The organism is Paraburkholderia ribeironis (genome assembly GCF_900019265.1).
Taxonomy (GTDB): domain Bacteria; phylum Pseudomonadota; class Gammaproteobacteria; order Burkholderiales; family Burkholderiaceae; genus Paraburkholderia; species Paraburkholderia ribeironis.
This window is the reverse complement of sequence record NZ_CYGX02000010.1, coordinates 45,263-67,499: the sequence shown is the minus strand read 5'-3', so window position 1 is coordinate 67,499 and position 22,237 is coordinate 45,263. Positions and strand designations below refer to the sequence as shown.

22 protein-coding genes and 1 pseudogene are annotated in these 22,237 nt (G+C 64.0%); 18 read left to right on the top strand and 5 right to left on the bottom strand.

Annotated elements, in window-relative coordinates:
• Position 1: 1 nt before the first annotated feature.
• The 7 genes from BN2475_RS05030 (at position 2) to BN2475_RS05000 (ending at position 5,959) form a co-directional block, all read left to right on the top strand.
• Entirely contained in the window at positions 2 to 475 is a 474-nt protein-coding gene (locus BN2475_RS05030) for a DUF2244 domain-containing protein (protein ID WP_094778553.1), read from the top strand.
• Positions 476 to 540: 65 nt separating this feature from the next.
• On the top strand, positions 541 to 2,145 hold the full coding sequence (gene coxB / locus BN2475_RS05025) for a cytochrome c oxidase subunit II (protein WP_094778462.1): 1,605 nt from the start codon (positions 541 to 543) through the stop codon (positions 2,143 to 2,145).
• A gap of 44 nt (positions 2,146 to 2,189) precedes the next feature.
• Positions 2,190 to 3,803: a cytochrome c oxidase subunit I gene (gene ctaD / locus BN2475_RS05020; RefSeq protein ID WP_094778461.1), complete on the top strand. Its 1,614-nt coding sequence runs from the start codon at positions 2,190 to 2,192 to the stop codon at positions 3,801 to 3,803.
• A 113-nt stretch (positions 3,804 to 3,916) separates the two neighbouring features.
• Positions 3,917 to 4,051, top strand: coding sequence for a cytochrome oxidase small assembly protein (locus BN2475_RS34975; RefSeq protein ID WP_094778460.1), 135 nt, complete (start codon positions 3,917 to 3,919; stop codon positions 4,049 to 4,051).
• A 42-nt stretch (positions 4,052 to 4,093) separates the two neighbouring features.
• Positions 4,094 to 4,708: a cytochrome c oxidase assembly protein gene (locus tag BN2475_RS05010; RefSeq protein ID WP_094778459.1), complete on the top strand. Its 615-nt coding sequence runs from the start codon at positions 4,094 to 4,096 to the stop codon at positions 4,706 to 4,708.
• A gap of 35 nt (positions 4,709 to 4,743) precedes the next feature.
• A complete protein-coding gene (locus tag BN2475_RS05005; RefSeq protein ID WP_094778458.1) occupies positions 4,744 to 4,953 on the top strand; it encodes a DUF2970 domain-containing protein in 210 nt (69 codons plus the stop codon).
• Between the two features lie 148 nt (positions 4,954 to 5,101).
• A complete protein-coding gene (locus BN2475_RS05000) occupies positions 5,102 to 5,959 on the top strand; it encodes a cytochrome c oxidase subunit 3 (protein ID WP_094778457.1) in 858 nt (285 codons plus the stop codon).
• A gap of 163 nt (positions 5,960 to 6,122) precedes the next feature.
• Here BN2475_RS05000 and BN2475_RS04995 read toward each other — a convergent pair whose 3' ends face one another.
• On the bottom strand, positions 6,123 to 6,332 hold the full coding sequence (locus tag BN2475_RS04995) for a twin transmembrane helix small protein (RefSeq protein ID WP_094778456.1): 210 nt from the start codon (positions 6,330 to 6,332) through the stop codon (positions 6,123 to 6,125).
• 111 nt (positions 6,333 to 6,443) lie between these two features.
• Between BN2475_RS04995 and BN2475_RS04990 the strand changes: the two genes are divergently transcribed.
• The 5 genes from BN2475_RS04990 (at position 6,444) to BN2475_RS04970 (ending at position 10,635) form a co-directional block, all read left to right on the top strand.
• Positions 6,444 to 7,160, top strand: a complete 717-nt coding sequence (locus BN2475_RS04990) for an SURF1 family protein (RefSeq protein WP_094778455.1) — start codon at positions 6,444 to 6,446, stop codon at positions 7,158 to 7,160.
• 145 nt (positions 7,161 to 7,305) lie between these two features.
• Positions 7,306 to 7,968 (top strand): SCO family protein, encoded by a 663-nt coding sequence (locus tag BN2475_RS04985; RefSeq protein ID WP_094778454.1) that lies wholly within the window; start codon positions 7,306 to 7,308, stop codon positions 7,966 to 7,968.
• A 23-nt stretch (positions 7,969 to 7,991) separates the two neighbouring features.
• The gene (locus BN2475_RS04980) at positions 7,992 to 9,101 is read left to right on the top strand and encodes a COX15/CtaA family protein (protein ID WP_094778453.1); all 1,110 of its coding nucleotides are present in this window, start codon (positions 7,992 to 7,994) and stop codon (positions 9,099 to 9,101) included.
• A gap of 6 nt (positions 9,102 to 9,107) precedes the next feature.
• Positions 9,108 to 10,013, top strand: coding sequence for a heme o synthase (gene cyoE / locus BN2475_RS04975; protein ID WP_094778452.1), 906 nt, complete (start codon positions 9,108 to 9,110; stop codon positions 10,011 to 10,013).
• A 4-nt stretch (positions 10,014 to 10,017) separates the two neighbouring features.
• Positions 10,018 to 10,635: an SCO family protein gene (locus tag BN2475_RS04970; protein WP_094778451.1), complete on the top strand. Its 618-nt coding sequence runs from the start codon at positions 10,018 to 10,020 to the stop codon at positions 10,633 to 10,635.
• A 98-nt stretch (positions 10,636 to 10,733) separates the two neighbouring features.
• Here the strand turns inward: BN2475_RS04970 and BN2475_RS36450 are convergent.
• Positions 10,734 to 10,847: pseudogene (locus BN2475_RS36450) on the bottom strand (YciI family protein); the annotation flags it as partial.
• Between the two features lie 250 nt (positions 10,848 to 11,097).
• Between BN2475_RS36450 and BN2475_RS04960 the strand changes: the two are divergent.
• Entirely contained in the window at positions 11,098 to 11,910 is an 813-nt protein-coding gene (locus BN2475_RS04960) for a MetQ/NlpA family ABC transporter substrate-binding protein (protein WP_094778450.1), read from the top strand.
• Between the two features lie 54 nt (positions 11,911 to 11,964).
• Here the strand turns inward: BN2475_RS04960 and BN2475_RS04955 are convergent, their stop codons facing one another.
• Positions 11,965 to 12,891, bottom strand: a complete 927-nt coding sequence (locus BN2475_RS04955; RefSeq protein ID WP_094778449.1) for a bifunctional helix-turn-helix transcriptional regulator/GNAT family N-acetyltransferase — start codon at positions 12,889 to 12,891, stop codon at positions 11,965 to 11,967.
• Between the two features lie 371 nt (positions 12,892 to 13,262).
• Between BN2475_RS04955 and BN2475_RS04950 the strand changes: the two genes are divergently transcribed.
• The 5 genes from BN2475_RS04950 (at position 13,263) to nagE (ending at position 20,730) form a co-directional block, all read left to right on the top strand.
• Positions 13,263 to 13,997, top strand: a complete 735-nt coding sequence (locus tag BN2475_RS04950) for a GntR family transcriptional regulator (protein WP_094778448.1) — start codon at positions 13,263 to 13,265, stop codon at positions 13,995 to 13,997.
• Between the two features lie 120 nt (positions 13,998 to 14,117).
• The gene (gene nagA, locus BN2475_RS04945; RefSeq protein ID WP_094778447.1) at positions 14,118 to 15,221 is read left to right on the top strand and encodes an N-acetylglucosamine-6-phosphate deacetylase; all 1,104 of its coding nucleotides are present in this window, start codon (positions 14,118 to 14,120) and stop codon (positions 15,219 to 15,221) included.
• Positions 15,214 to 16,221: an SIS domain-containing protein gene (locus BN2475_RS04940; protein WP_094778446.1), complete on the top strand. Its 1,008-nt coding sequence runs from the start codon at positions 15,214 to 15,216 to the stop codon at positions 16,219 to 16,221. The genes nagA and BN2475_RS04940 overlap by 8 nt, the downstream gene beginning before the upstream one ends.
• A gap of 38 nt (positions 16,222 to 16,259) precedes the next feature.
• Positions 16,260 to 18,851: a phosphoenolpyruvate--protein phosphotransferase gene (gene ptsP / locus BN2475_RS04935; protein WP_094778445.1), complete on the top strand. Its 2,592-nt coding sequence runs from the start codon at positions 16,260 to 16,262 to the stop codon at positions 18,849 to 18,851.
• A gap of 106 nt (positions 18,852 to 18,957) precedes the next feature.
• The gene (gene nagE, locus BN2475_RS04930; protein WP_094778444.1) at positions 18,958 to 20,730 is read left to right on the top strand and encodes an N-acetylglucosamine-specific PTS transporter subunit IIBC; all 1,773 of its coding nucleotides are present in this window, start codon (positions 18,958 to 18,960) and stop codon (positions 20,728 to 20,730) included.
• 208 nt (positions 20,731 to 20,938) lie between these two features.
• Here the strand turns inward: nagE and cydX are convergent, their stop codons facing one another.
• Together cydX and cydB are read right to left on the bottom strand one after the other, a co-directional pair.
• Positions 20,939 to 21,055, bottom strand: coding sequence for a cytochrome bd-I oxidase subunit CydX (gene cydX / locus BN2475_RS04925; protein ID WP_094778443.1), 117 nt, complete (start codon positions 21,053 to 21,055; stop codon positions 20,939 to 20,941).
• A gap of 28 nt (positions 21,056 to 21,083) precedes the next feature.
• Positions 21,084 to 22,220 (bottom strand): cytochrome d ubiquinol oxidase subunit II, encoded by a 1,137-nt coding sequence (cydB, locus tag BN2475_RS04920; RefSeq protein WP_094778442.1) that lies wholly within the window; start codon positions 22,218 to 22,220, stop codon positions 21,084 to 21,086.
• Positions 22,221 to 22,237 lie beyond the last annotated feature (17 nt).

The window sequence follows — 22,237 nt, the reverse complement described above, 5'->3', positions numbered from 1 at the left end:
GGTGGGCGCGTCAGATCTGCTGGCGGATTCAGATCCGGTTCTCAAAGACTGGACGATGAAGCGCAACTGTTCGTTATCGCCCCGGCAGTTCGTCTGTCTCTACGTTTCGCTTGCGTTGTTCCCGTTGGCAATTGCTTTCATGCTGGGTCTGATCGGCGCATGGCTGGTGTTGCCGTTCACCGGTATCGAATTGCTCGCGGTGGGCATCGCGTTCGCCGTCTACGCGCGTCATGCTGTCGATTACGAGCGCATCCGGCTGTTTCCAAACCGGTTGGTGATCGAGCAGGTCAGTGCCGAGCAGCACACGCAGTTTGAATTCAATCCGCGCTGGGTGCGGATAGAGCCGGGCGCAACGCCGCGTGACCAGATCAAACTGGTCTCGCGCGGCCAGACGATCATGATCGGGCAACATCTCGCGCAGTATCAGCGCGCGCAGTTCGCAGGCGAATTGCGCATGTGGCTTGCACGTTGTTAGATCTGGCAGGCACGCGGCGTTCAGGGGGAGCGCGGGATAGGCTGACAGCGGGGTCGAGGGTTTGAATGGAAAATTTGGGTAAGGAAGCTATGAAAACAATCAAGCGAGCGCTCATGGGCGCGCTGGCGATGAGCGGACTGCTTTTCGCCGGTGCCGCCCTGGCAGTGGGCGATGCTCCGGGCGGCCCTGCCGTCAACGCCATCAATCTCCAGCCGCCTGCGACAAAAATCGCTGAGGAGCTCTTCAGCCTCCACATGTTGATGCTGGCGCTCTGCACGGTGATCTTCATCGGCGTGTTCGGCGTCATGTTCTATTCGATCTTTGCTCACCGCAAATCGAAAGGCCACAAAGCTGCAAATTTCCACGAAAGCACCACGGTCGAAATCATCTGGACGATCGTGCCGTTCATCATCGTCGTGCTGATGGCGCTGCCCGCCACCAGGACCGTCGTCGCGATGAAGGACACCACGAACGCCGACCTCACCGTCAAGGTCACCGGCTACCAGTGGAAATGGGGCTACGACTACGTGAAGGGCCCGGGCGAGGGCATCAGCTTCCTGTCCACGCTGGCTACGCCACGTGCCGAAACCGAAGGCCGCAAGCCGATTTCCACGCTGTATCTGCAGGAAGTCGACAATCCGCTGGTCGTCCCGGTCGACAAGAAAATCCGCATCATCACCACCGCGAACGACGTGGTCCACTCCTGGTACGTGCCCGCGTTCGGCGTGAAGCAGGACGCGATTCCCGGCTTCGTGCGCGACACGTGGTTCAAGGCGACCCGGGTCGGCACGTTCCGCGGCTTCTGTACGGAACTGTGCGGCAAGGAACACGCGTTCATGCCGGTGGTGGTCGAGGTGCTGTCCGCCGACGACTACGCGAAGTGGGTCGACGCGCAGAAGAAGAAAATGGCCGCCGGCCAGGACGATCCGAACAAGAACTACACGCTGGCCGAGCTGATGGAGCGCGGCGGCAAAGTGTACGCAGCGAACTGCGCGGTCTGCCACCAGCCGACCGGCAAGGGCGCGGGTGCATTTCCGGCGCTCGACGGCAGCAAGATCGCCAACGGTCCGATCGCCGAGCACGTGAGCCTGGTGCTGAAGGGCAAGAACGCGATGCCTTCATGGGCGCCGACGTTGAACGACGTCGAAATCGCGTCGGTGATCACGTACGAACGTAACTCGTGGGGCAACCACACCGGCGACATTCTCCAGCCGAAGCAGGTTACGGACGCCCGTAACGGCAAGCTGCCGGAAGGTGGCAACCATCTGGCCGAAGCGGGCGCAGCAGCGAGCGGCGCAGCGACCGCTTCCGGTGCTGAAGCTGCGGCGGCCGGTTCGGAAAGCGCGGCGGCGGCAACCCTGCCGGCCAGCATCTACTTCGATACCGGCAAGAGCACGCTGCCGGCCGACGCGCAAGCGGCGGTCGACGCGGCCGCGGCCTACGCGAAGGCACATCCGGATGCGAAATTCACACTGTCGGGCTTCACCGACGCCACTGGCTCCGCCGACCTCAACGCGAAGCTCGCGAAGAGTCGTGCCGAAGCCGTGCGCGACGCGTTGAAAGCAGCCGGCATTGCCGAAGACCATATTATTTTGAAGAAGCCGGAAACGATCACGGGCGGCACCGACGCCAAAGAAGCCCGGCGTGTTCAGATCAGCCCGGCTGCCTGACGTGTTCATGGTCAGCACCGCACTATTCGCTTTAGGAGATTGTCATGTCTAGCATCGGACACGATGTAGTCGCGGGCCACGAGCACGTGCACGGCGACCATACCCACGAGACGCCGCATGGCTGGCGTCGGTGGCTGTTCGCGACCAACCACAAGGACATCGGGACGCTGTACCTGATCTTCTCGTTCACCATGTTCCTCTCCGGAGGCGTGATGGCGCTGATGATCCGTGCCGAGCTGTTCGAACCGGGTCTGCAGATCATGCGTCCCGAGTTCTTCAACCAGTTGACCACCATGCACGGCCTGATCATGGTGTTCGGCGCGATCATGCCGGCGTTCGTCGGTTTCGCGAACTGGATGGTGCCGCTGCAGATCGGCGCATCGGACATGGCTTTCGCGCGGATGAACAACTTCAGTTTCTGGCTGCTGCCGGTGGCGGCGGTGTTGCTGGTGGGTTCGTTCTTCTCGCCGGGCGGCGCGACCGCCGCGGGCTGGACGCTGTACGCGCCGTTGTCCACGCAGATGGGCCCGGGCATGGACTTCGCGATTTTCGCGGTCCACCTGATGGGTGCGTCGTCGATCATGGGCGGCATCAACATCGTCGTGACCATCCTGAACATGCGCGCGCCCGGCCTCACGCTGATGAAGATGCCGATGTTCGTCTGGACGTGGCTGATCACCGCGTACCTGCTGATCGCCGTGATGCCGGTTCTGGCAGGCGCAATCACCATGGTGCTGTTCGATCGTCACTTCGGCACGTCGTTCTTCAACGCGGCCGGCGGCGGCGACCCCGTGATGTACCAGCATATCTTCTGGTTCTTCGGGCACCCCGAGGTGTACATCATGATCTTGCCGGCGTTCGGGATCGTGTCGGAGGTGATCCCGGCGTTCTCGCGCAAGCCGCTGTTCGGCTATAGCTCGATGGTGTATGCAACGTCGTCGATCGCGATTCTGTCGTTCATGGTCTGGGCGCACCACATGTTCGTGACCGGCATGCCGGTCACGGGCCAACTGTTCTTCATGTACGCGACGATGCTGATCGCGGTGCCCACCGGCGTGAAGGTGTTCAACTGGGTCGCGACGATGTGGCGCGGTTCGCTCTCCTTCGAAACGCCGATGCTGTTCGCAGTCGGCTTCCTGCTGGTCTTCACGTTCGGCGGCCTGTCGGGTCTGATGCTCGCGATGGCGCCGCTCGATATCCAGTATCACGGTACCTATTTCGTGGTGGCGCACTTCCACTACGTGCTGGTGGCCGGCTCGCTGTTCGCGCTGTTCTCCGGCTGGTACTACTGGTCGCCGAAGTGGACTGGCTGGATGTACAACGAAACGCGCGGCAAGATTCACTTCTGGGCGTCGATGTTCTTCTTCAACCTCGCGTTCCTGCCGATGCACTTCGTCGGTCTCGCAGGTATGCCGCGTCGCTACGCTGACTATCCGGCACAGTTCACCGACTGGAACCAGGTCATCTCGATTGGCGCGTTCGGCTTCGGTCTGGCGCAGGTCTACTTCCTGTTCGCGGTTGCGTTGCCGGCCTACCGTGGCGGCGGCGAGCACGAAGAAGCTGGCGACAAGCCGTGGGATGGTGCAGCTGGCCTCGAATGGACCGTGCCGAGCCCGGCTCCGTTCCACACGTTCGAACATCCGCCGATCGTCGAGTAAGCGGCGTTCGGTGAGGTGCCCGGCTCCCGCGGCGCGGTAGGTCGCAGCGGGAACCGGCAGCCACGAGACGCAGACTGCACCCCGCCAGTCACGAAAAGTATTCAGAAGTCAGCATGACGCGCAATTCACAGCAACGACGTACACGGGAGCAGATCCGCGCGCGCAACAGGCGGATAGGTTGGGTGATGTTCGCTATCGCGGCGGTCTTTTTCGCGAGCGTCATCATCAAGCAGTGGTGGTTTACCTGAGGCAGGCGTGGAAGTCTGTTGGCAGGTTTGTTGAGGATTGAGATGTCGACGCAACCGCCGGCTCAGGCCGACCGCTCTTTCAACCGTTCGATGCTGATCAAGCTGTTCATCGTCGCTTTGATGATGTTCGGTTTCGGTTTCGCGCTGGTGCCGATGTATCGCGCGATCTGCGAGATCAGCGGCGTCAACAACCTCGTGCAGCGTGATACGACGGCGCGCGAGGCGAAGAATACGCAGGTCGACATGAGCCGCACGATTTCGATCGAACTCGATGCGAACGCACGCGGCCCGTTGGGTTTCAAGCCGGAGCAGCGCAGCCTCGACGTGCATCCGGGCGAAGTGACAACGGTCATGTACGAGGTCAGCAACGAACAGGCGCGCACGATTCACGCGCAAGCCATTCCGAGCTACGCGCCGAAGCAGGCCACCGAGTACTTCAGGAAGATCGAGTGTTTTTGCTTTACGCAGCAGACGTTGACGGCGAATCAGAGCAAGCGGTTGCCGGTGGTATTCGTGGTCGACCCGAAGTTGCCGAAGGATGTGAAAACGATCACGTTGTCGTACACGTTCTTTGAATTGAACACGCCGGCAGCGGCGACGGCCGGCGGCGCGGCGCCCACGGCCAACACGGCGGCAAGCACCGCCAATCCGGCCTGACGACTCGTGCCGCGACCGAAGGGAGACGGGAGAAGATGAGCAATAACGGCGGCAGCCCGCGCAAGAGCAGTTTTGGTCAGTCGATGCGTGCTGTGTTCTGGTCGTTTTTCGGCGTGCGCAAGCGCCGCGATCTGGAAGCGGACGCCACGCAGTTGAACCCGCTGCATGTGATCCTGGCGGCGCTGATCAGTGCGGCTATCCTGATCGTGGTGCTGATCCTGATCGTGCGCGCCGTGGTGGGTTGAGCGTCGGTGCATCGCCAGGGCAAGGGCGAGGCAGGACCGGGCGAGGCAGCAGGGCCCACGAATTAGAGTGAAGCGGTGCGGTATCGACGCGCCGCCGAAGATACAGCCGGAGATTCCGGAACAACTGGACTGAAGTGGAGAATCAAGAATGAGCGGTCAAAACGAGAGCCCGTACTATTTCGTACCGCATCCGTCGCGGCATCCGATCAGCGCCGCTGCCGGATTGCTGGTCATGCTCGGATCGCTTGCGGCCTGGATCAACGACCATACGTGGGCGCCGCTCGGCGTCTTCGCTGGTTTGTTGTGGCTGCTCTTTACGCTATGGCACTGGTTCGGCGACGCGATCGCCGAGTCCGAAGGCGGCATGTACGGCAAGAATGTCGACAAGTCGTACCGCTGGAGCATGAGCTGGTTCATCTTCTCCGAAGTGATGTTCTTCGCCGCGTTTTTCGGCGCGCTGTTCTATGCGCGTGCAATCGCAATGCATCAGCTGGGCAGTCTCGATTACAAGCTGATCTGGCCGGATTTCTCGGCGGTGTGGCCGAACAACGGCCCGGCAGCGCTGGTGTCGACGTACAAGTCGATGCAGCCGTGGCCGGTGCCGACCATCAACACGGCGCTTCTGTTGTCCTCGGGCGCCACGCTGACGGTTTCGCACCACGCGCTGCGTGAAAATCATCGCAACAAGGCGATCGCCTGGCTGGCGGCTACGCTCGTGCTGGGCGTCTGCTTCCTGTTCCTGCAAGCCTTCGAATACTTCCACGCGTACAACGAATTGAATCTGACGCTGGCGTCGGGTGTGTATGGTTCGACGTTCTTCCTGTTGACCGGCTTCCACGGTTTCCACGTGTTCCTCGGCGGCACGATGCTCGCGGTGGTGCTGGTGCGCTTGATCCGCGGCCACTTCACGCCGGAGCATCACTTCGCGTTCGAAGGCGCCGCCTGGTATTGGCACTTTGTCGACGTGGTGTGGCTCGGGCTGTACGTCGTCGTGTACTGGCTGTAACGCAGTCTGGCCCGCACCGGCCGGCTGCCGGAATGAGTGCGGGCTGCGCGCAACGTCCTGCGGGGCGGGGCGCGCGAACAGCTTGCAAGGACTTATGCAGCGCCGCCCTCGACCGTGTCAGGGCGGCGTTTTGTTTGGCGGTGTGAGGATTGCTGCGCCGGACTCAACGCCCGTAAGGAATACCGGTCGCCTGAATCCAGCCCATCCAGTGTGCAAACAGGATGAACAGAAACAGCGAGATCGACAGGCCCACCCGCGTGGCGAGCGACCAGACCATCCGCTTGGTTTTGCCCTTGTCATGCATCATGAAATACAGCGCCGACACCATGCTGGCGATGATCAGGACAAAGGCGATGGGAACGATAATGTGCATGGAACCCGCTGAAACCGGAAAGCGCAAAGGCAAGGCGTTTATTATCGCACCGCGTGCGGGCGTTTGCCGCAAGTTCCAGGCGGCACCGCAAGCGTGGCTGGAGCGCGTTCAATGAAGATCCGTCTGATTCCCGCGCTGCTGATTGTGCTCGTGGTCGCCGTGACGGTGCGGCTCGGTTTCTGGCAGCTCGATCGTGCGCATCAGAAGGAAGCGCTCGAAGCACACATCACGCAGTTCGAAAACGCACCGGCGCGGCCTGTGAGCGCCGCACCGGTCGAATTGAAGGACATCGAATTTCATCGCGTAAAGGCGCGCGGCAGTTTTGTCACGGACAAGGTCGTGTACCTGGACAATCGTCCGTATAACGACCAGCCGGGCTTCTACGTCGTGATGCCTTTCAGGTTGACCGACGGCGGCTACGTACTGGTCAATCGCGGCTGGCTGCCGCGCAACATGAGCAGTCGCGAGACCATCGCGCCTTACGGCACGCCGCAAGGCGAAATCGAAATTGAAGGGATTGCGCGCGCCGACGCATCGCGCGCTTTCGAACTGGGGCAGGGCGGCTCGGCCGCGCATCAGCTGATCCGCCAGAATCTGGACGTCGCCGCCTATGCGGCGGAAACCGGGCTGCCGCTGCAATCGTTCGTGATACAGCAACTGAGCGACGACGGCGACACACTGGTGCGCGATTGGCCCGCGCCGACCAGCGGCGTCGAGCGTAACTATGGCTACATGTTCCAGTGGTGGGGCATGGCGGCCGCGGCTCTCGCATTCGGCCTGTATGCCGCGCGCCGTGCCGCCCGAAAAGAGCACGCGCGAGGCGCGTAACGTGGCCACGCGCGAGTAGCGAGGCAAATGCAGTAGCAATTGCAGTGGCAACCGCCGTCGCAAACGCGCGATCTATACGCAGTACATGCGGCTTGCCGCCCGCCGAAGGGCCGGCACCGCACAATCATTTGAAAGAGGTCCTGTAGTGTCGATGCAATCTCCCCGTTCACCGCGAGCCGGCAAATCCGCCGCGGCACAAGCGCTGCCCGGCCAATCCAACGGCAAGGGCTCGTGGCGACGCGGCCGCTGGGTTCTGCTATTGCTGGCGATCATCTGCGCGGCGCCGATCGCCGTGTCGTATTTCATGTACTACGTGGTCAAGCCGACCGGCGGCAGCACGAGCTACGGCACGCTGGTCGAACCGCAACGGCCGATTCCCGACTCGCTCGTGGTCACGGGCGAGGACGGCAAGCCGCTCAAGCTGGCCACGTTGCGCGGGCGCTGGCTGCTGATCTCGGTCGACCGCAGCGCGTGCGACAAGGCGTGTGTCACCAAGCTCTACTTCATGCGACAAATCCGCGCAGCCCAGGGACCGGAACGCGAGCGCGTCGTGGAGGTGTGGCTGCGCACCGACGCAGGCAAGGTCGCCGACATGATACAAACGGCCTATCCCGACACCAACATGTTGATCGCCGATCCGGCGCAGGTGTCTGCCTGGCTGCCCGCCGACACCGGCACCCAGATCACCGACCATATCTACATGGTCGATCCGAACGGCAATCTGATGATGCGTTTCCCGAAAGATCCGAACCCGAGCAAGATCAAGGGCGACGTGACCAAGCTGCTCAAATGGTCGAACATCGGCTGATGCCGCAACCAGGGTAAGAAACGATGTTCGTACTGCAACTGGCCTTGATCGGGCTGTGTATCGCGTTGTTGCCGCTGTCTTACGTGTGGGTCAAGGCCGACGACAACAAATTCCGCAAGCTGGTCTGGCTGACGACCTTCCTGACGCTCGATCTGGTGATGTTCGGCGGCTTCACGCGTCTCACCGATTCCGGGCTAGGCTGCCCGGACTGGCCGGGCTGCTACGGCACCTCGTCGCCGTTCATCGCGCACGCGGCCATTTCAGCTGCGTATCAGGCGATGCCCACCGGACCGGTCAGCATGGCCAAGGCCTGGATCGAAATGATCCACCGTTACTTCGCGATGGCGATCGGCGTGCTGATCATCGCGCAGACGATCATCGCGTGGACGGCGCGCATCAGGCGCCGTCCGTTGCACGTGTCGCCGTGGTGGCCGACGTCGCTGCTGCTGCTGATTCTGGTGCAAGGCGCATTTGGCGCGTGGACCGTGACCATGAAGCTGCAGCCGATCATCGTGACGACGCACCTGCTGCTCGGCCTCGCGCTGCTCGGCACGCTCGGCTGGCTGGCGGCGCGGCTGACGCCGTTACCCGCCGACGAACCCGAAGCCGCGCGCTGGCGCGTGGCGGCGCTGGCGGGTCTGGCGCTGCTGGTCGCGCAAATCGCATTGGGCGGCTGGGTCAGTACGAACTATGCGGTGCTCGCGTGCACCGACTTCCCGACCTGCAACGGCCAATGGATTCCGCCGATGGACTTCGCGCACGGTTTCCACCTGTGGCGCGCGCTCGGCATGACCGGCGCCGGCGACGTGATCACCCAGGATGCGCTGGTGGCGATTCACTGGACGCATCGCACGTTTGCGATCGTGGTGATTGCCTATCTGCTGTGGTTCGCGCTGAAACTGCGCCGCTTCGAGTCGCTGCGGCGGCCGGCGAACGGCGTGCTGCTGGTGGTCCTGATCCAGTTCGTCACTGGGCTGTCGAACATCGTCCTGCAATGGCCGTTGCCGATTGCGGTCGCGCACAACGGTGGGGCCGCGATCCTGCTGCTTTTGCTCGTTATGTTAAACTTTCGAATCGCTTATAGCCGTCCCGGCCGCGCCGTGCTCCCTGCACGCGACGCCGCGCCAGCGTGACTCCACATGGACAGCACAACACTCTCCCAAACGCCCGGCAGCCGGGTTTCCCAATACATCGCCCTGACGAAGCCGCGCGTCACGCAACTCGCCGTGTTCTGCGCCGTGATCGGCATGTTTCTCTCGACACCGGGCATGGTGCCATGGACGGTGCTGATCGGCGGCACGGTCGGCATCTGGTTGCTGGCCGGCGCGGCCTTCGCGATCAATTGCCTCGTCGAACAGAAAATCGACGCGAAGATGCGGCGCACGTCGTGGCGACCCTCTGCGCGCGGCGAGATCACCACCGCGCAGATCCTGATCTTTTCGGGCGTGCTCGGCGGCCTCGGCATGTGGACGCTCTACACGTTCGCCAACCCGCTGACCATGTGGCTCACGCTGGCCACCTTCGTCGGCTATGCGGTCATCTATACGCTGCTGCTCAAGCCAGCCACGCCGCAGAACATCGTGATCGGCGGCGCGTCGGGCGCAATGCCGCCGGCGCTCGGCTGGGCTGCGGTCACCGGGCACGTGCCGGGCGACGCATGGATTCTGGTGTTGATCATCTTCGTGTGGACGCCGCCGCATTTCTGGGCGCTCGCACTGTATCGTCGCAAAGACTACGAAAACGCCGGCCTGCCGATGCTGCCGAACACGCACGGCGAGCAATACACGCGGCTGCATATTCTGCTGTACACGATCATCCTGTTCGCGGTCGCGCTGATGCCGTTCATCTCCGGCATGAGCGGCGTGGTGTACCTCGGCGCGGCGGTGCTGCTGGGCGCCGTGTTTCTCGCGTATGCGTGGAAGATCTATCGGGAGTATTCGGACGATCTGGCGCGCAGAACCTTCCGTTACTCGATCGTCTATCTGTCGCTGCTGTTCGCCGCGCTGCTGATCGACCACTATGCGCGCGTCGTGATCGGCGCGTAATCCCATGCTCAGAAACCGCTTTGCGCGCGTGACGCGTGCTGCTGTGATGGCTTGCGCGCTCGGCGGCGCGTTGCTGGCGGCCGGCTGCGGCAAGCAGCCGCCGGCGTTCCAGAATCTCGACATCACCGGCAACACCCAATTCGCGAGCAACTTCTCGCTGCCCGACACGTCCGGCAAGATTCGCACGATGGCGGATTTCAAGGGCAAGGTGGTGGTGCTGTTCTTCGGCTACACGCATTGCCCGGATGTCTGCCCGACCACCATGGCGGAGCTGTCGCAAGCGTTGCAGCAACTCGGCCCGGACGACGCGAAGCGCGTGCAGGTGCTGTTCGTTACGGTCGATCCCGAGCGCGACACGGCCGCGTTGCTGGCGCAATACGTGCCGGCGTTCAATCCGACCTTCATCGGTTTGCGTCCCGCCGACGACGCGCAACTCGCCAAAGTCGCGAAGGATTTCCGCGTCTACTACGCGAAGGTGCCCGGCAAGACGCCAGACAGCTACACGATGGATCACACGGCCGCGAGCTATGTATTCGATACGCAAGGCAAGCTGCGTCTGTTCGCACGCGATGGTCAGGGCGCGACGCCGTGGGTGCACGATATCAAGTTGCTGCTCGACTGATACACGGCACGAGCGCAGCAGAACGTAGATGGGCGCGCAACGCTCGGTGACCCGGCGTCACTCGACCGCGCCCGTTTCAACTTCCCCCGTTGTAACCCTCAAGCCGGTAGCGGCAAATTCAATCCTGGCGCGAGACGCGTCGTCTTGAACTCGGTCACCTCGTAACGCGCGAGCTTTTGCTGGGCGAAGGGGGCGCTGGCGAGGATCCGATCCGTCAGCGGTACATCCTGCGGCATCGCGCGAAGGTGGGCTGCCGTGCGGGTTCTGATCGCACACGCCATCCCGTGCCGTCCCGCACACACAACCCGCGCATAACCATATGCGATCGTGATATTTCCCATCTTGCCTGGCATATGAGACCATCCCGGGTTCAGTTGGCGGCGCACTCGCGCGAGCGAGACCGCCGGCTTTCACCCGACTCTGACACCGATCAGAGAGTCGATTAGTAACAGCGAGAATTACATGCAGCGCAGAAACATCCTCAAAGCCCTCTCCACAGTCATCGCCGCTGCGGCAATCCTGACCAGCTTCGGTGCGCACGCCGACGACAAAGTCATCAAGGTCGGCACCATCGGCGGCCCCGATGCGCAAATCTGGGAAGTCGTCACGAAAGTGGCCAGGCGCGACGGCCTGAACGTGAAGGTCGTCGAATTCAACGACTACGTGCAGCCGAACGCCGCACTCGACGCGGGCGACCTCGACGCGAACAGCTTCCAGCACCAGCCTTACCTCGACAGCCAGATCAAGCAGCGCGGCTACAAGCTGGTCAATGCCGGTCTCACGTATATCTCGCCGCTCGGCGCTTACTCGAAGAAGCTGAAGTCGCTGAAGGACCTGCAGCCGGGCGCGAAGGTCGCGGTGCCGAACGATCCGTCGAACGAGAACCGTGCGCTGCTGTTGCTGCAGGCGCAAGGCCTGATCAAGCTGAAGGCCGGCGCGGGCACGGGTGGCAATAACGCCACGCCGCTCGACATCGCCGAGAATCCGAAGAAGATCAAGTTCGTCGAGCTCGACGCCGCTCAATTGCCGCGTTCGCTGGCGGATGTGGACGCCGCCGTGATCAACACCAACTTCGCGCTGGCCGCCGGCCTGCAGCCGACCAAAGACGCGATCGCGCTGGAAGACCTTCACAGCCCGTACGCGAACCTGATCGCGGTGCGCGCGCAGGACAAGGACAAGCCGTGGGTCAAGAAGCTGGTCGCGGCTTACCAGTCGGAAGACGTGCGCCAGTTCATCAAGAGCCAGTTCAAGGGTTCGATGGTGCCGTCGTTCTAAGCGGCGAATGCCGCGAGCCGGTGCGCGCCGCCGATGTGCGCGCCGCGTCGGCTTCTACAGCTCCAGTTCCCATCTTTCGATCGTCAGATCCTGGCCGAAGCGGCGCTTGGCGGTCGCGCCGGCAAGTTTGAAGCCGGCCCGCTCGCATAAACGCCGCGTCTCCAGCAGCATGCTGGCCGTGGTCAGCGTGAGCTTCGTGTAGCCCGCGCGTCGCGCGAACCGCACGCATTCGCTGAGCATTTGCGTGCCGATGCCCAGCCGCTGCACGTCCGGTTCGACCCACAGCAGGCGCACGCCCGCAACCGTCGTCGATATGCCGATGATGCACACCGACCCGACCACCATCTCTTCCTGTTCGGCGACCCAGCACATCTCGCGCAGCGGATCGTCGCGCTGCGTGTAATCGGCGACGATCCGCGCGAGCAAGCCCTCGAACGATCGATCCCAGCCGTATTGCGCCGCGAACCACTGCGCTTGCCGATGCACTAGCCAGCCGCACTCGCCCGCGTGCGGCTGCCGCAGCGTCACGAGTCGATGCTTCGACTGGTCGTCGAGCAGCCGCTCGATCAGCTTCATCGCGCCGATCAACTGTTCCTGCGCGAGTACGGTGAGGCCGCCGAGCACGGCGAGCACTTCGTCGATGGCGGTCGTGTCGAGCGGCGCGTAGGCCGCATGGCCGCGCTCGGTGAGGGCGATCAACGACTGGCGCGCGTCAGAGTCGGACGGGCGGCGCGTGATCAGGTCGCGTCGTTCGAAGCTGGTCAGCAGGCGGCTCAGATAACCACTGTCGAGACCCAGAGCACGGCCCAGTACCGAGGCCGTCAGCGCGCGTGCGCGAGAGAGCTCGTACAGTACGCGCACCTCCGTGAGCGAGAAGTTGCTCCTCGCGAGGTGCTCATGCAGCGCGCCAATGTGCTGCGTATAGAACCGATTGAAATGGCGGACGGCCTGCGCGCGCCGCAGCGCTTCGGAATCTGTCAAGTGCGGGCTCTCTCGGGGAATTGTTATGGTTTGGTACATCGCACTATATGGGAACGGATGGCGTTCATAAAGCCACTCCGGCTCCGTGTGTATCAAACTGGTATCAAAAAGGTATCGCTTCGGACGTCTGGCTATATGCCGAACGAATCGGGAGGAAGCGCACTGGTATGCTCCGAATTCGCATGCGGGTAAATCCTTAGCGCCGAATCGCGCTCTGGAATGCCTCACCAAACCTCTGCGAGCCTTGTCCAGCAAGGCTTTGCGCCATCTATACCAGCATGGAACCAATCTGTTGACTGGTATTATGTTGGTTATATAATGGGCTCTCAATTTTCGCAGGCCGCACTCTTCGCTGCGGCCGCCGGAGCCCCATGGAAACTCGCTGGTCTGCCCTGATGCCTGACGCTCGCAACGTCACGCCGGTCTATCTGCAGCTCGCGCGCAATCTGGCGACCGCGATCCACTGCGGCGTATGGTCGGCCGGCGAGGCGCTGCCATCCGAGCGCACGCTTTCCGACGCGATTGGCGTGTCGCGCATCACTGCGCGCAAGGCCATCGAGTTGCTGGTCGAGCAGGGCTTGATCCGGCGTGCGCGCGGCGCGGGCAGCTTCATCACGCCGCGGGTCGAGGATCCGCTGTCGCGCCTCACCGGTTTCACGAAGAGGATGCAACAGCGCGGCTTCCGGCCGGATTCGGTGTGGCTCGAGCGCGCGATCCGCGCCGCCAACCGTGACGAGCTGGTTCAACTCGGGCTGTCGCCCGGCGCGGCGGTCGCGAGCCTGCGGCGGCTGCGGCGCGCGGACGGCATTGTGATGGCGGTCGAGCATTCGGCGCTGCCCGCGGCGATCGTGCCCGACCCGCACGCGATCGGCGTGTCGCTGTACAGCTATCTGGAGCAACGTGGCGCGGCCGTCGTGCGCGCCTTGCAGCACTTTCGGGCGGTCAACGCGTCGAGCGAGATCGCTTCGTTGATGGATATCGAACCGCGCACGGCTCTGCTGGTCATTACCCGTATCGGTTACAGCGCCGACCAGCGCGCGATCGAACTGACCGATACCTATTGCCGCGACGATCACTACGACTTCGTCGCTGAACTGCGCACCTGAGTTGGACTCGCGTTGCGCAACCGGATCGAGCAGCCGGGCTGGTCGCATGACCAGCCGCCAGCTGCTGCTCCGGCGAGCGCAAATCAGTCACACCCGTATCACGCCTCACCAGAGAGACTCATGCTGACCGGAAACATACTCACCACCGATGGGTGGATTCACGGCACGCTCGAATACGAAAACGGCCGCATTACGGCGCTCACCGGTGCCCGCGTCGATCCGTCGACCAACGACGCGCCGTACATCCTGCCCGGCTTCATCGATCTGCACGTGCATGGCGGCGGCGGCGCCGACGTGATGGAAGCCGGCGACGCCATCGAAACCATCACGCGCACCCATGCGCGCTACGGCACGACGAGCCTGCTCGCCACCACCATGACCGCGCCGCGCGACGAACTGATGAGCGTCGTTGCCGGTCTCGGTGGCGTCGCGCGGGTGCGCACACCGGGCTGCTCGCGCGTGCTCGGCGTGCACCTCGAAGGGCCGTACATCAATCCCGGCAAGCTTGGTGCGCAACCGGACGCCGCCGTCTCGGCGGTGATGGACGAAGTGCTGAAGTACCTGTCGATCGCACCGATCCGCGTGGTCACGCTGGCCCCGGAAATCGCCGGTCATATGGAGATCATCTCCGAGATGGCGGCGCGCGGCGTGCGCGTGCAGCTCGGCCATTCGCTCGGCACCTACGACGACGCCGTCGCCGCGCTCAAGCACGGCGCGTGCGGCTTCACGCATCTGTTCAACGCGATGTCGCCGATGCATCACCGCAATCCCGGCCTGGTCGGAGCGGCGCTCGCGCATGCCGAGTTCGCCGAAATCATTCCCGACCTGCTACACGTTCATCCGGGTGCGATCCGCGCCGCGCTGCGCGCGATTCCGCGTCTGTACGTGGTGACCGACAGCACCTCGGCCACCGGCATGCCCGACGGCGAATACCGCCTGGGCAGCCAGCATGTGACGAAGTGCCTGGGCGGCGTGCGACTCGCCGACGGCACGCTCGCCGGCAGCACCCTGACGATGGACCAGGCGCTGCGCAATCTCGTGTCGATCGGCCTGCCGATCGACGATGTATCGAACCGTCTGTCGCGCTACGCCGCCGACTATCTCGGCATCGAGGACCGCGGCCGTATCGCACGCGGTGCGTGGGCCGATGTGGTCGTGTTCGATCGTGATCTGGCGTTGACCGCGACTTACGTCGAAGGAGAAGCAATTGTCGAATATGCTTAAGGAGGCGCTGGCGTCCGCTGAAACGGTCGCCGCGCAACTCACGGATACCTCGCGCGTCGAGGCCCTCGCGGCAACGCTGGCCGCACAGCCGCGCCATGTCGCGCTGACGGTCGCGCGTGGCAGCTCGGATCACGCGGCCAGTTATTTCGCATCCCTGACGATGAGCCGCCTCGGCGTGCCGGTCGCGTCGCTGCCGATGTCGGTCGCGACGCTGCAACAGGCGCCGCTGCAGGTGCGCGACCAGCTCGCGCTGGCGTTCTCGCAGTCGGGCAAGAGCCCGGATCTGGTCGGCACGATGCAAGCGCTGCGCAACGCGGGCGCGCTGACCGTTGCCGCCGTGAACGCGCCGAACTCGCCTTTGGCCGATGCATGCGAGTGGCAACTGCCGCTCGTCGCCGGTCCGGAGCTGAGCGTCGCGGCCACCAAGAGCTATATCGCGATGCTGTCGATGTCCGCGCAACTGGTCGCGCATTGGCAGCGGGATGCCGATCTGCTCGCCGCGCTGAATACGCTGCCCGATGCGTTGCACAGCGCGGGCAGGCTCGACTGGTCGAATGCCGTGGATGAGCTGCGCGGCATCGAGCGCATGATCGTGATCGGCCGTGGTCTGGGTCTGGCCATTGCGCAGGAAGCCGCGCTGAAGCTAAAGGAAACCTCCGGGATTCAGGCAGAAGCGTTTTCGAGCGCGGAAGTGCGCCACGGTCCGATGGAACTGATCGATCGCGACTATCCGCTGTTGGTCTTCGCACCGCGTGGACCGGAGCAGGCCGGCCTGCTTCAACTCGCCCGCGACATGCAGGCGCGCGGTGCGCGCGTGCTGCTCGCCGCGCCGGACGACGTGCCGCATGCCACCTTGCCGCTCGCCAACACCGCTCACGCGGCGCTCGACCCGATCGCCGCAATCCTGTCCTTTTACGTGATGGCTGCCGGCCTTGCCGCCGCACGCGGGCGCAATCCCGATGCGCCGCGCCATCTCAACAAAGTCACCGAAACTCACTGACTCAACAAAGTCACCGAAACTCACTGACGAGGAATGAGATGCGACGTGTCGAGGAATCCCGTTTGAAGAGCCATTCTGAGGGCCACATTGTTTTGCTCGCGCCGCTGACCGGGCCGGTCGTGCCGCTCGCGAACGTGCCCGACCCGGTGTTTGCGGGTGGCATGTTCGGCGACGGCATCGGTGTCGATCCGCTCGAGGGGCGGCTCGTCGCGCCCTGCGACGGCATCGTCACCCATCTCGCGCGCACCCATCACGCGCTCACGCTGGCGACGGCCGAAGGCGTGGAGATTCTGCTGCACGTCGGTATCGATACGGTCGAGCTGAACGGCAAAGGCTTTGCGCCGATGGTCGAGCAAGGCGCGCATGTGCGTGCCGGCGACGTGCTGATCGAGTTCGATCAGGATCGGGTCGCGTTGAGTGCGCCGAGCCTCGTGTCGGTGATCGCGATTGCCAACTCGGATGCGTTCGAGATCGTCGAGCGTGCGCCGCGCGGTGTGTTGAGGGCGGGTGAGACGCCGCTGCTCGTGCTGCGTGCCCGCGACGGCGTGGTAGCCGACGCGGCGCGCGAGGCCAGCGCGACCAACGTGATGGAGGAAGCCCGCCAGCAGGTTACGCTGGTCCACGCGGGCGGTCTGCATGCGCGCCCCGCGGCGCGGGCGCGGCAAGCGGCGCGCGGTTTCGATGCGCGCGTCGAAGTGCGTTATGAAGGGCGCAAAGCGGCAATCGAAAGCGTGGTCGGTTTGCTTGGCCTTGGCGCGGGCGAAGGTGCGACGGTCGAGTTGCTCGGCGTCGGCCCGCAAGCCCAGGCCGCGATCGAGGCGATCGCTCACGAACTGACGCGCGAAGCGCATGGCGAAGTCGAAGAGACGCCGGCGCGTCAAAGCTCGCTGGCGCCACAAGTGGTATCACGCCCGGTGGGCGAACCGCTCGCGCCGAATACGCTCGCGGGCGTGTGTGCGGCGCCTGGCGTCGCGGTCGGCAAGCTGGTGCGGTGGGACGATGCGGACATCGATCCGCCTGAGCAGGCGAGCGGCACGTCGGCCGCAGAGAGCCGTCTGCTCGACAAGGCAATTGCCAGCGTTGACGCCGACCTCAACACGACTGTGCGTGACGCGTCGCAACGCGGTGCGCACGGCGAAGCGGGGATTTTCGCGGTGCATCGCGTGCTGCTCGAAGATCCGACGCTGCTCGATGCCGCCCGCGATCTGATCAGTCTCGGCAAGAGCGCCGGCTTCGCGTGGCGCGCGGCGATCCGCACACAGATCGGAATCCTTAGCAATATGGAAGACGCGTTGCTGGCCGAACGTGCCGCCGATCTGCGCGACATCGAGAAGCGTGTGCTGCGCTCGCTCGGCTATACGAACGCGGCGGCACGCACGCTGCCGGAAGAAGCCGTGCTCGCGGCCGAGGAGTTCACGCCGTCCGATCTGTCGTCGCTGGATCGCTCGCGAGTCACCGCGTTGGTGATGGCGCGCGGCGGCGCGACTTCGCACGCGGCGATTCTCGCGCGCCAGGCGGGCATTCCGGCACTGGTCGCAATGGGCGACGCGTTGCTCGCGATTGCGCAAGGCACGCAAGTGGTGGTGAATGCCACGAGCGGCCGCCTCGAATTCGCCCCGAGCGAACTCGACGTCGAGCGTGCGCGTTCGGAGCGCAGCCGCCTCGCCGGTGTGCGCGAAGCGAATCGCCGTACCTCGCAACAGGCGGCCGTGACCGCCGATGGCCGCGCGATCGAAGTGGCCGCCAACATTGCCACGCTCGACGATGCAAAAGCCGCCGTCGACAACGGCGCCGACGCGGTCGGCTTGCTGCGCACCGAACTGTTGTTCATTCATCGCGCGGCGGCACCGACGACGGACGAACACCGTCAGAGCTACCAGGCCATCGTCGATGCGTTGAGCGGCCGCACCGCGATCATTCGCACGCTGGATGTCGGCGCCGACAAGGAAGTCGACTATCTGACCTTGCCGCCCGAACCGAATCCGGCGCTTGGCCTGCGCGGCATTCGCCTCGCCCAGGTGCGACCGGATCTGCTCGACGATCAGTTGCGCGGCCTGCTGGCGGTGCAGCCGTTCGGCGCCGTGCGCATCCTGCTGCCGATGGTCACCGACGTCGGTGAGCTGATCCGCATCCGCAAGCGTATCGACGAATTCGCCCGCGAGTTGGGCCGCACCGAACCGATCGAAGTCGGCGTGATGATCGAAGTGCCGTCAGCGGCGCTACTGGCCGATCAACTGGCGCAGCACGCGGACTTCCTGTCGATCGGCACCAACGACCTGACGCAGTACACGCTGGCGATGGACCGCTGCCAGGCCGACCTCGCCGCGCAAGCCGACGGCTTGCACCCGGCGGTGTTGCGCCTGATCGCGGCCACCGTGCAAGGCGCCGAAAAGCATGGCAAGTGGGTCGGCGTGTGCGGCGCACTGGCGGGCGATCCGCTCGCGATGCCGCTGCTCGTCGGCCTCGGCGTGACCGAGCTGTCGGTGGACCCGGTGTCGGTGCCGGGCATCAAGGCGCTTGTGCGCAACCTCGATTATCAACTGTGCCATCAACGTGCCCAGCATGCGCTGGCGCTCGAATCGGCGCAGGCGGTAAGAGCAGCAAGCCGCGAAGCCTGGCCTCTGGACTGAACCTCACACGGTCCGCAACCAGCTTCGCTCAATCAATGCGGTCAATACGTCTGGCGGCACAACCCGACGACGACCGTCGACAACGAGACATGGATTGGAGATATCAATGGATGGGAATCCGTTTCTGAAGATTCAGCGCCTGGGACGCGCGCTGATGCTGCCGATCGCGGTGCTGCCGGTGGCTGGACTGCTGCTGCGACTCGGCCAGCCCGATGTGTTCAACATCAAGATGATTGCCGATGCCGGCGGTGCGATCTTCGACAACCTGCCGCTGCTGTTCGCGATCGGCGTGGCGGTCGGCTTCGCGAAAGACAACAATGGCGTGTCGGGGCTCGCGGGTGCGATCGGTTATCTGGTCCAGGTCGCGGTGATGAAGGACATCAACGACAAGCTCAACATGGGCGTGTTGTCCGGGATCGTGGCGGGTATCGTCGCGGGCTTGCTATACAACCGGTACAAGGACATCAAGCTGCCCGACTACCTCGCGTTCTTCGGCGGCAAACGCTTCGTGCCGATCGTCACGGGGGTGGTCTGTCTCGGACTCGGCATCGCATTCGGCTACGTGTGGCAGCCGGTGCAGGCCGTGATCGATACGGCCGGGCACTGGTTGACCACGGCGGGCGCATTCGGCGCATTCGTGTTCGGCGTGCTGAACCGCCTGCTGCTCGTCACGGGTTTGCACCACATCCTCAATTCGCTGACGTGGTTCGTGTTCGGCACCTTCACGCCAGCGGGCGGCGCCGCCGTGACGGGCGACCTGCATCGCTTCTTCGCCGGCGATCCGACCGCGGGCACGTTCATGACGGGCTTCTTCCCGGTCATGATGTTCGGCCTGCCGGCGGCATGTCTCGCGATGTTTCACGAGGCACCGAAAGAGCGCCGCGCGGTGGTGTTCGGGCTGCTGTTCTCGATGGCGCTGACGTCGTTCCTGACCGGCGTGACCGAGCCGATCGAATTCAGCTTCATGTTCCTCGCGCCGGTGCTGTACGCGATCCACGCGCTGCTGACGGGGCTGTCGCTCGCCATCTGCTCGGCACTCGGCATTCACCTTGGCTTCACGTTCTCCGCGGGTTTCATCGACTACGTGCTGAACTTCGGTTTGTCCACCAAGGGTTGGTGGGCGATTCCGCTCGGTCTCGTGTACTCGGTGGTGTATTACGGGCTGTTCCGTTTCTTCATCCGCAAATTCAACATGGCGACGCCGGGCCGTGAACCCGCGGCCGCTGAAGAGCAGGCCGATTCGTTTGTGGCCGGCGGTTTCGTTTCGCCGGCAGCCGGTGTAGCGGTGCCCCGCGCGCAGCGCTATATCGCGGCGCTGGGCGGCGCGTCGAATCTGTCGGTGGTGGATGCATGCACGACGCGTTTGCGCCTGTCGGTGGTCGATTCGGACAAGGTCTCCGAGAGCGAACTGAAGACGCTCGGCGCACGTGGCGTACTCAAGCGCGGCACGGGCAACGTGCAGGTGATCATCGGACCGGAAGCGGACATCATTGCGGACGAAATCCGCACGGTGATCGCGCAGGGCGGCGCTACGGCGAAGCCGGTGCCGGTCGCGGCTGCGACTGCAGCTGCTGCATCTGCGCCGATTGCCGCGAATACGCAAGGCGGCCCGCTCGACCCGGACCCGTTGCGCTGGCTCGCCGTGTTCGGCGGCGCGGGCAACGTGGTGTCGCTGGATGCAGTGGCGGCGACGCGTTTGCGGATCGTCGTGCGCGATCCGTCGGCGGTAGATCGCCAGCGTCTGGCTACGCTCGACACGGTATGGGTTTCCGCCGACACGTTCCATATCGTCGTCGGCGAGGCCGCGCAGCGCTATGCAGCGAGGCTGGCGTCGCGCATGTCGGAGCAAGGCGGCGGCGCGACGCCTGTGCCGGCATGACACGTGCGCTGTCGGGCAACCGGCGCGCGCAGCCTGGCATTCAGTGACGCGGCATTCGGTACACCGTATCGGTAATGCGGCACCCATGACGCGGCACCCATGACGCAGCACCCATCACGCTGCAATAAGAAAGCGGCACCTTGAATGTTCAAGGTGCCGCTTTTGCGTTGCTTTTGCGTTTACCGGCGCGCGGCCGGCATCTGCCGCGTTAGCGCGTCTTCGGCTTTGCCGTTTGCGACGGCCCGCGCGATTCGAGCCACATCACGTTGATGATCCCGAACGCCAACGCGACGCCGATACCGAGCAGCCAACTGAAATACCACATCACAAACTCCTGTTAAGCGTAGTGCCGATCAATACATCGAATGGTGATGTTCCGTGATTGCCGCGGCGGTCACCTTGCCGCGCATCACGCGATAGACCCAGCCCGTGTAGAGCAGGATCAGCGGCAGGAACACGATCACTGCGACCAGCATGATCTGCAGCGTCAGACGGCTCGAGGTCGCGTCCCACATGGTCAGGCTGCTGCGTCCGTCGAGCGACGAGGGCATGATGAATGGAAACATCGAGAAGCCCGCGGTGAGAATCACGCCGATGATCATCAACGAGGTCGATAGAAACGCGCCTGTCTCGAAGCGTGAGCGTGCGAGCAGCGCGGCCAGCACGCCGCCGACGAGGCCGGCCACCGGCGCGAGAATCATCCACGGATAGAGCGCGTAGTTGGCGAGCCACAAGCCAGGCGCGCCGATGACGGTCTTCATCAGCGGATTGGCGACCGCGTCGAGCGGCGGCGCGTCGACGACCTGAAAGCCGCCGATCATCGTGGCGATCAGTGCGCCGGCCATGAGGAACAGCACCACGCCGGTTGCCGATGCGATCCGCAGCGCCAGCGACGCGCGCTCGGCCACTACGCCGTCCGATTTCATCTTCACGAAGGCTGCGCCGTGCGCGGTCAGCATCGCTACGCTGACGAGGCCGCACAGCAACGCGAACGGATTGAGCAGACCGAAGAAGCCGCCGTGATACGTGACACGCAGGTCGGTGTCGAACGAGAACGGTACGCCTTGCAGCAGGTTGCCGAACGCGACGCCGAACACCAGCGCCGGCACGAAACCGCCGACGAACAGTCCCCAGTCCCAGGCGCTGCGCCAGCGCGGGTCATCACGTTTGCCGCGATAGTCGAAGCCGACCGGTCGGAAGAACAGCGCGAACAACACCAGCAGCATCGCGAAGTAGAAACCGGAGAACGATGCCGCGTAGGCCAGCGGCCACGCGGCGAACATCGCGCCGCCAGCCGTGACGAGCCATACCTGATTGCCTTCCCACGTCGCGCCGACCGTGTTCACGACGATGCGGCGTTCGCCATCGGTCTTGGCAATGAACGGCAGCAGAATCGCCGCGCCCATGTCGAAGCCGTCGGTGAGCGCGAAGCCGATCAACAGTACGCCGATCAAAAGCCACCAGATCAGTTTGAGGGCTGCATAGTCCATGATAGTTTTTTCCCCTG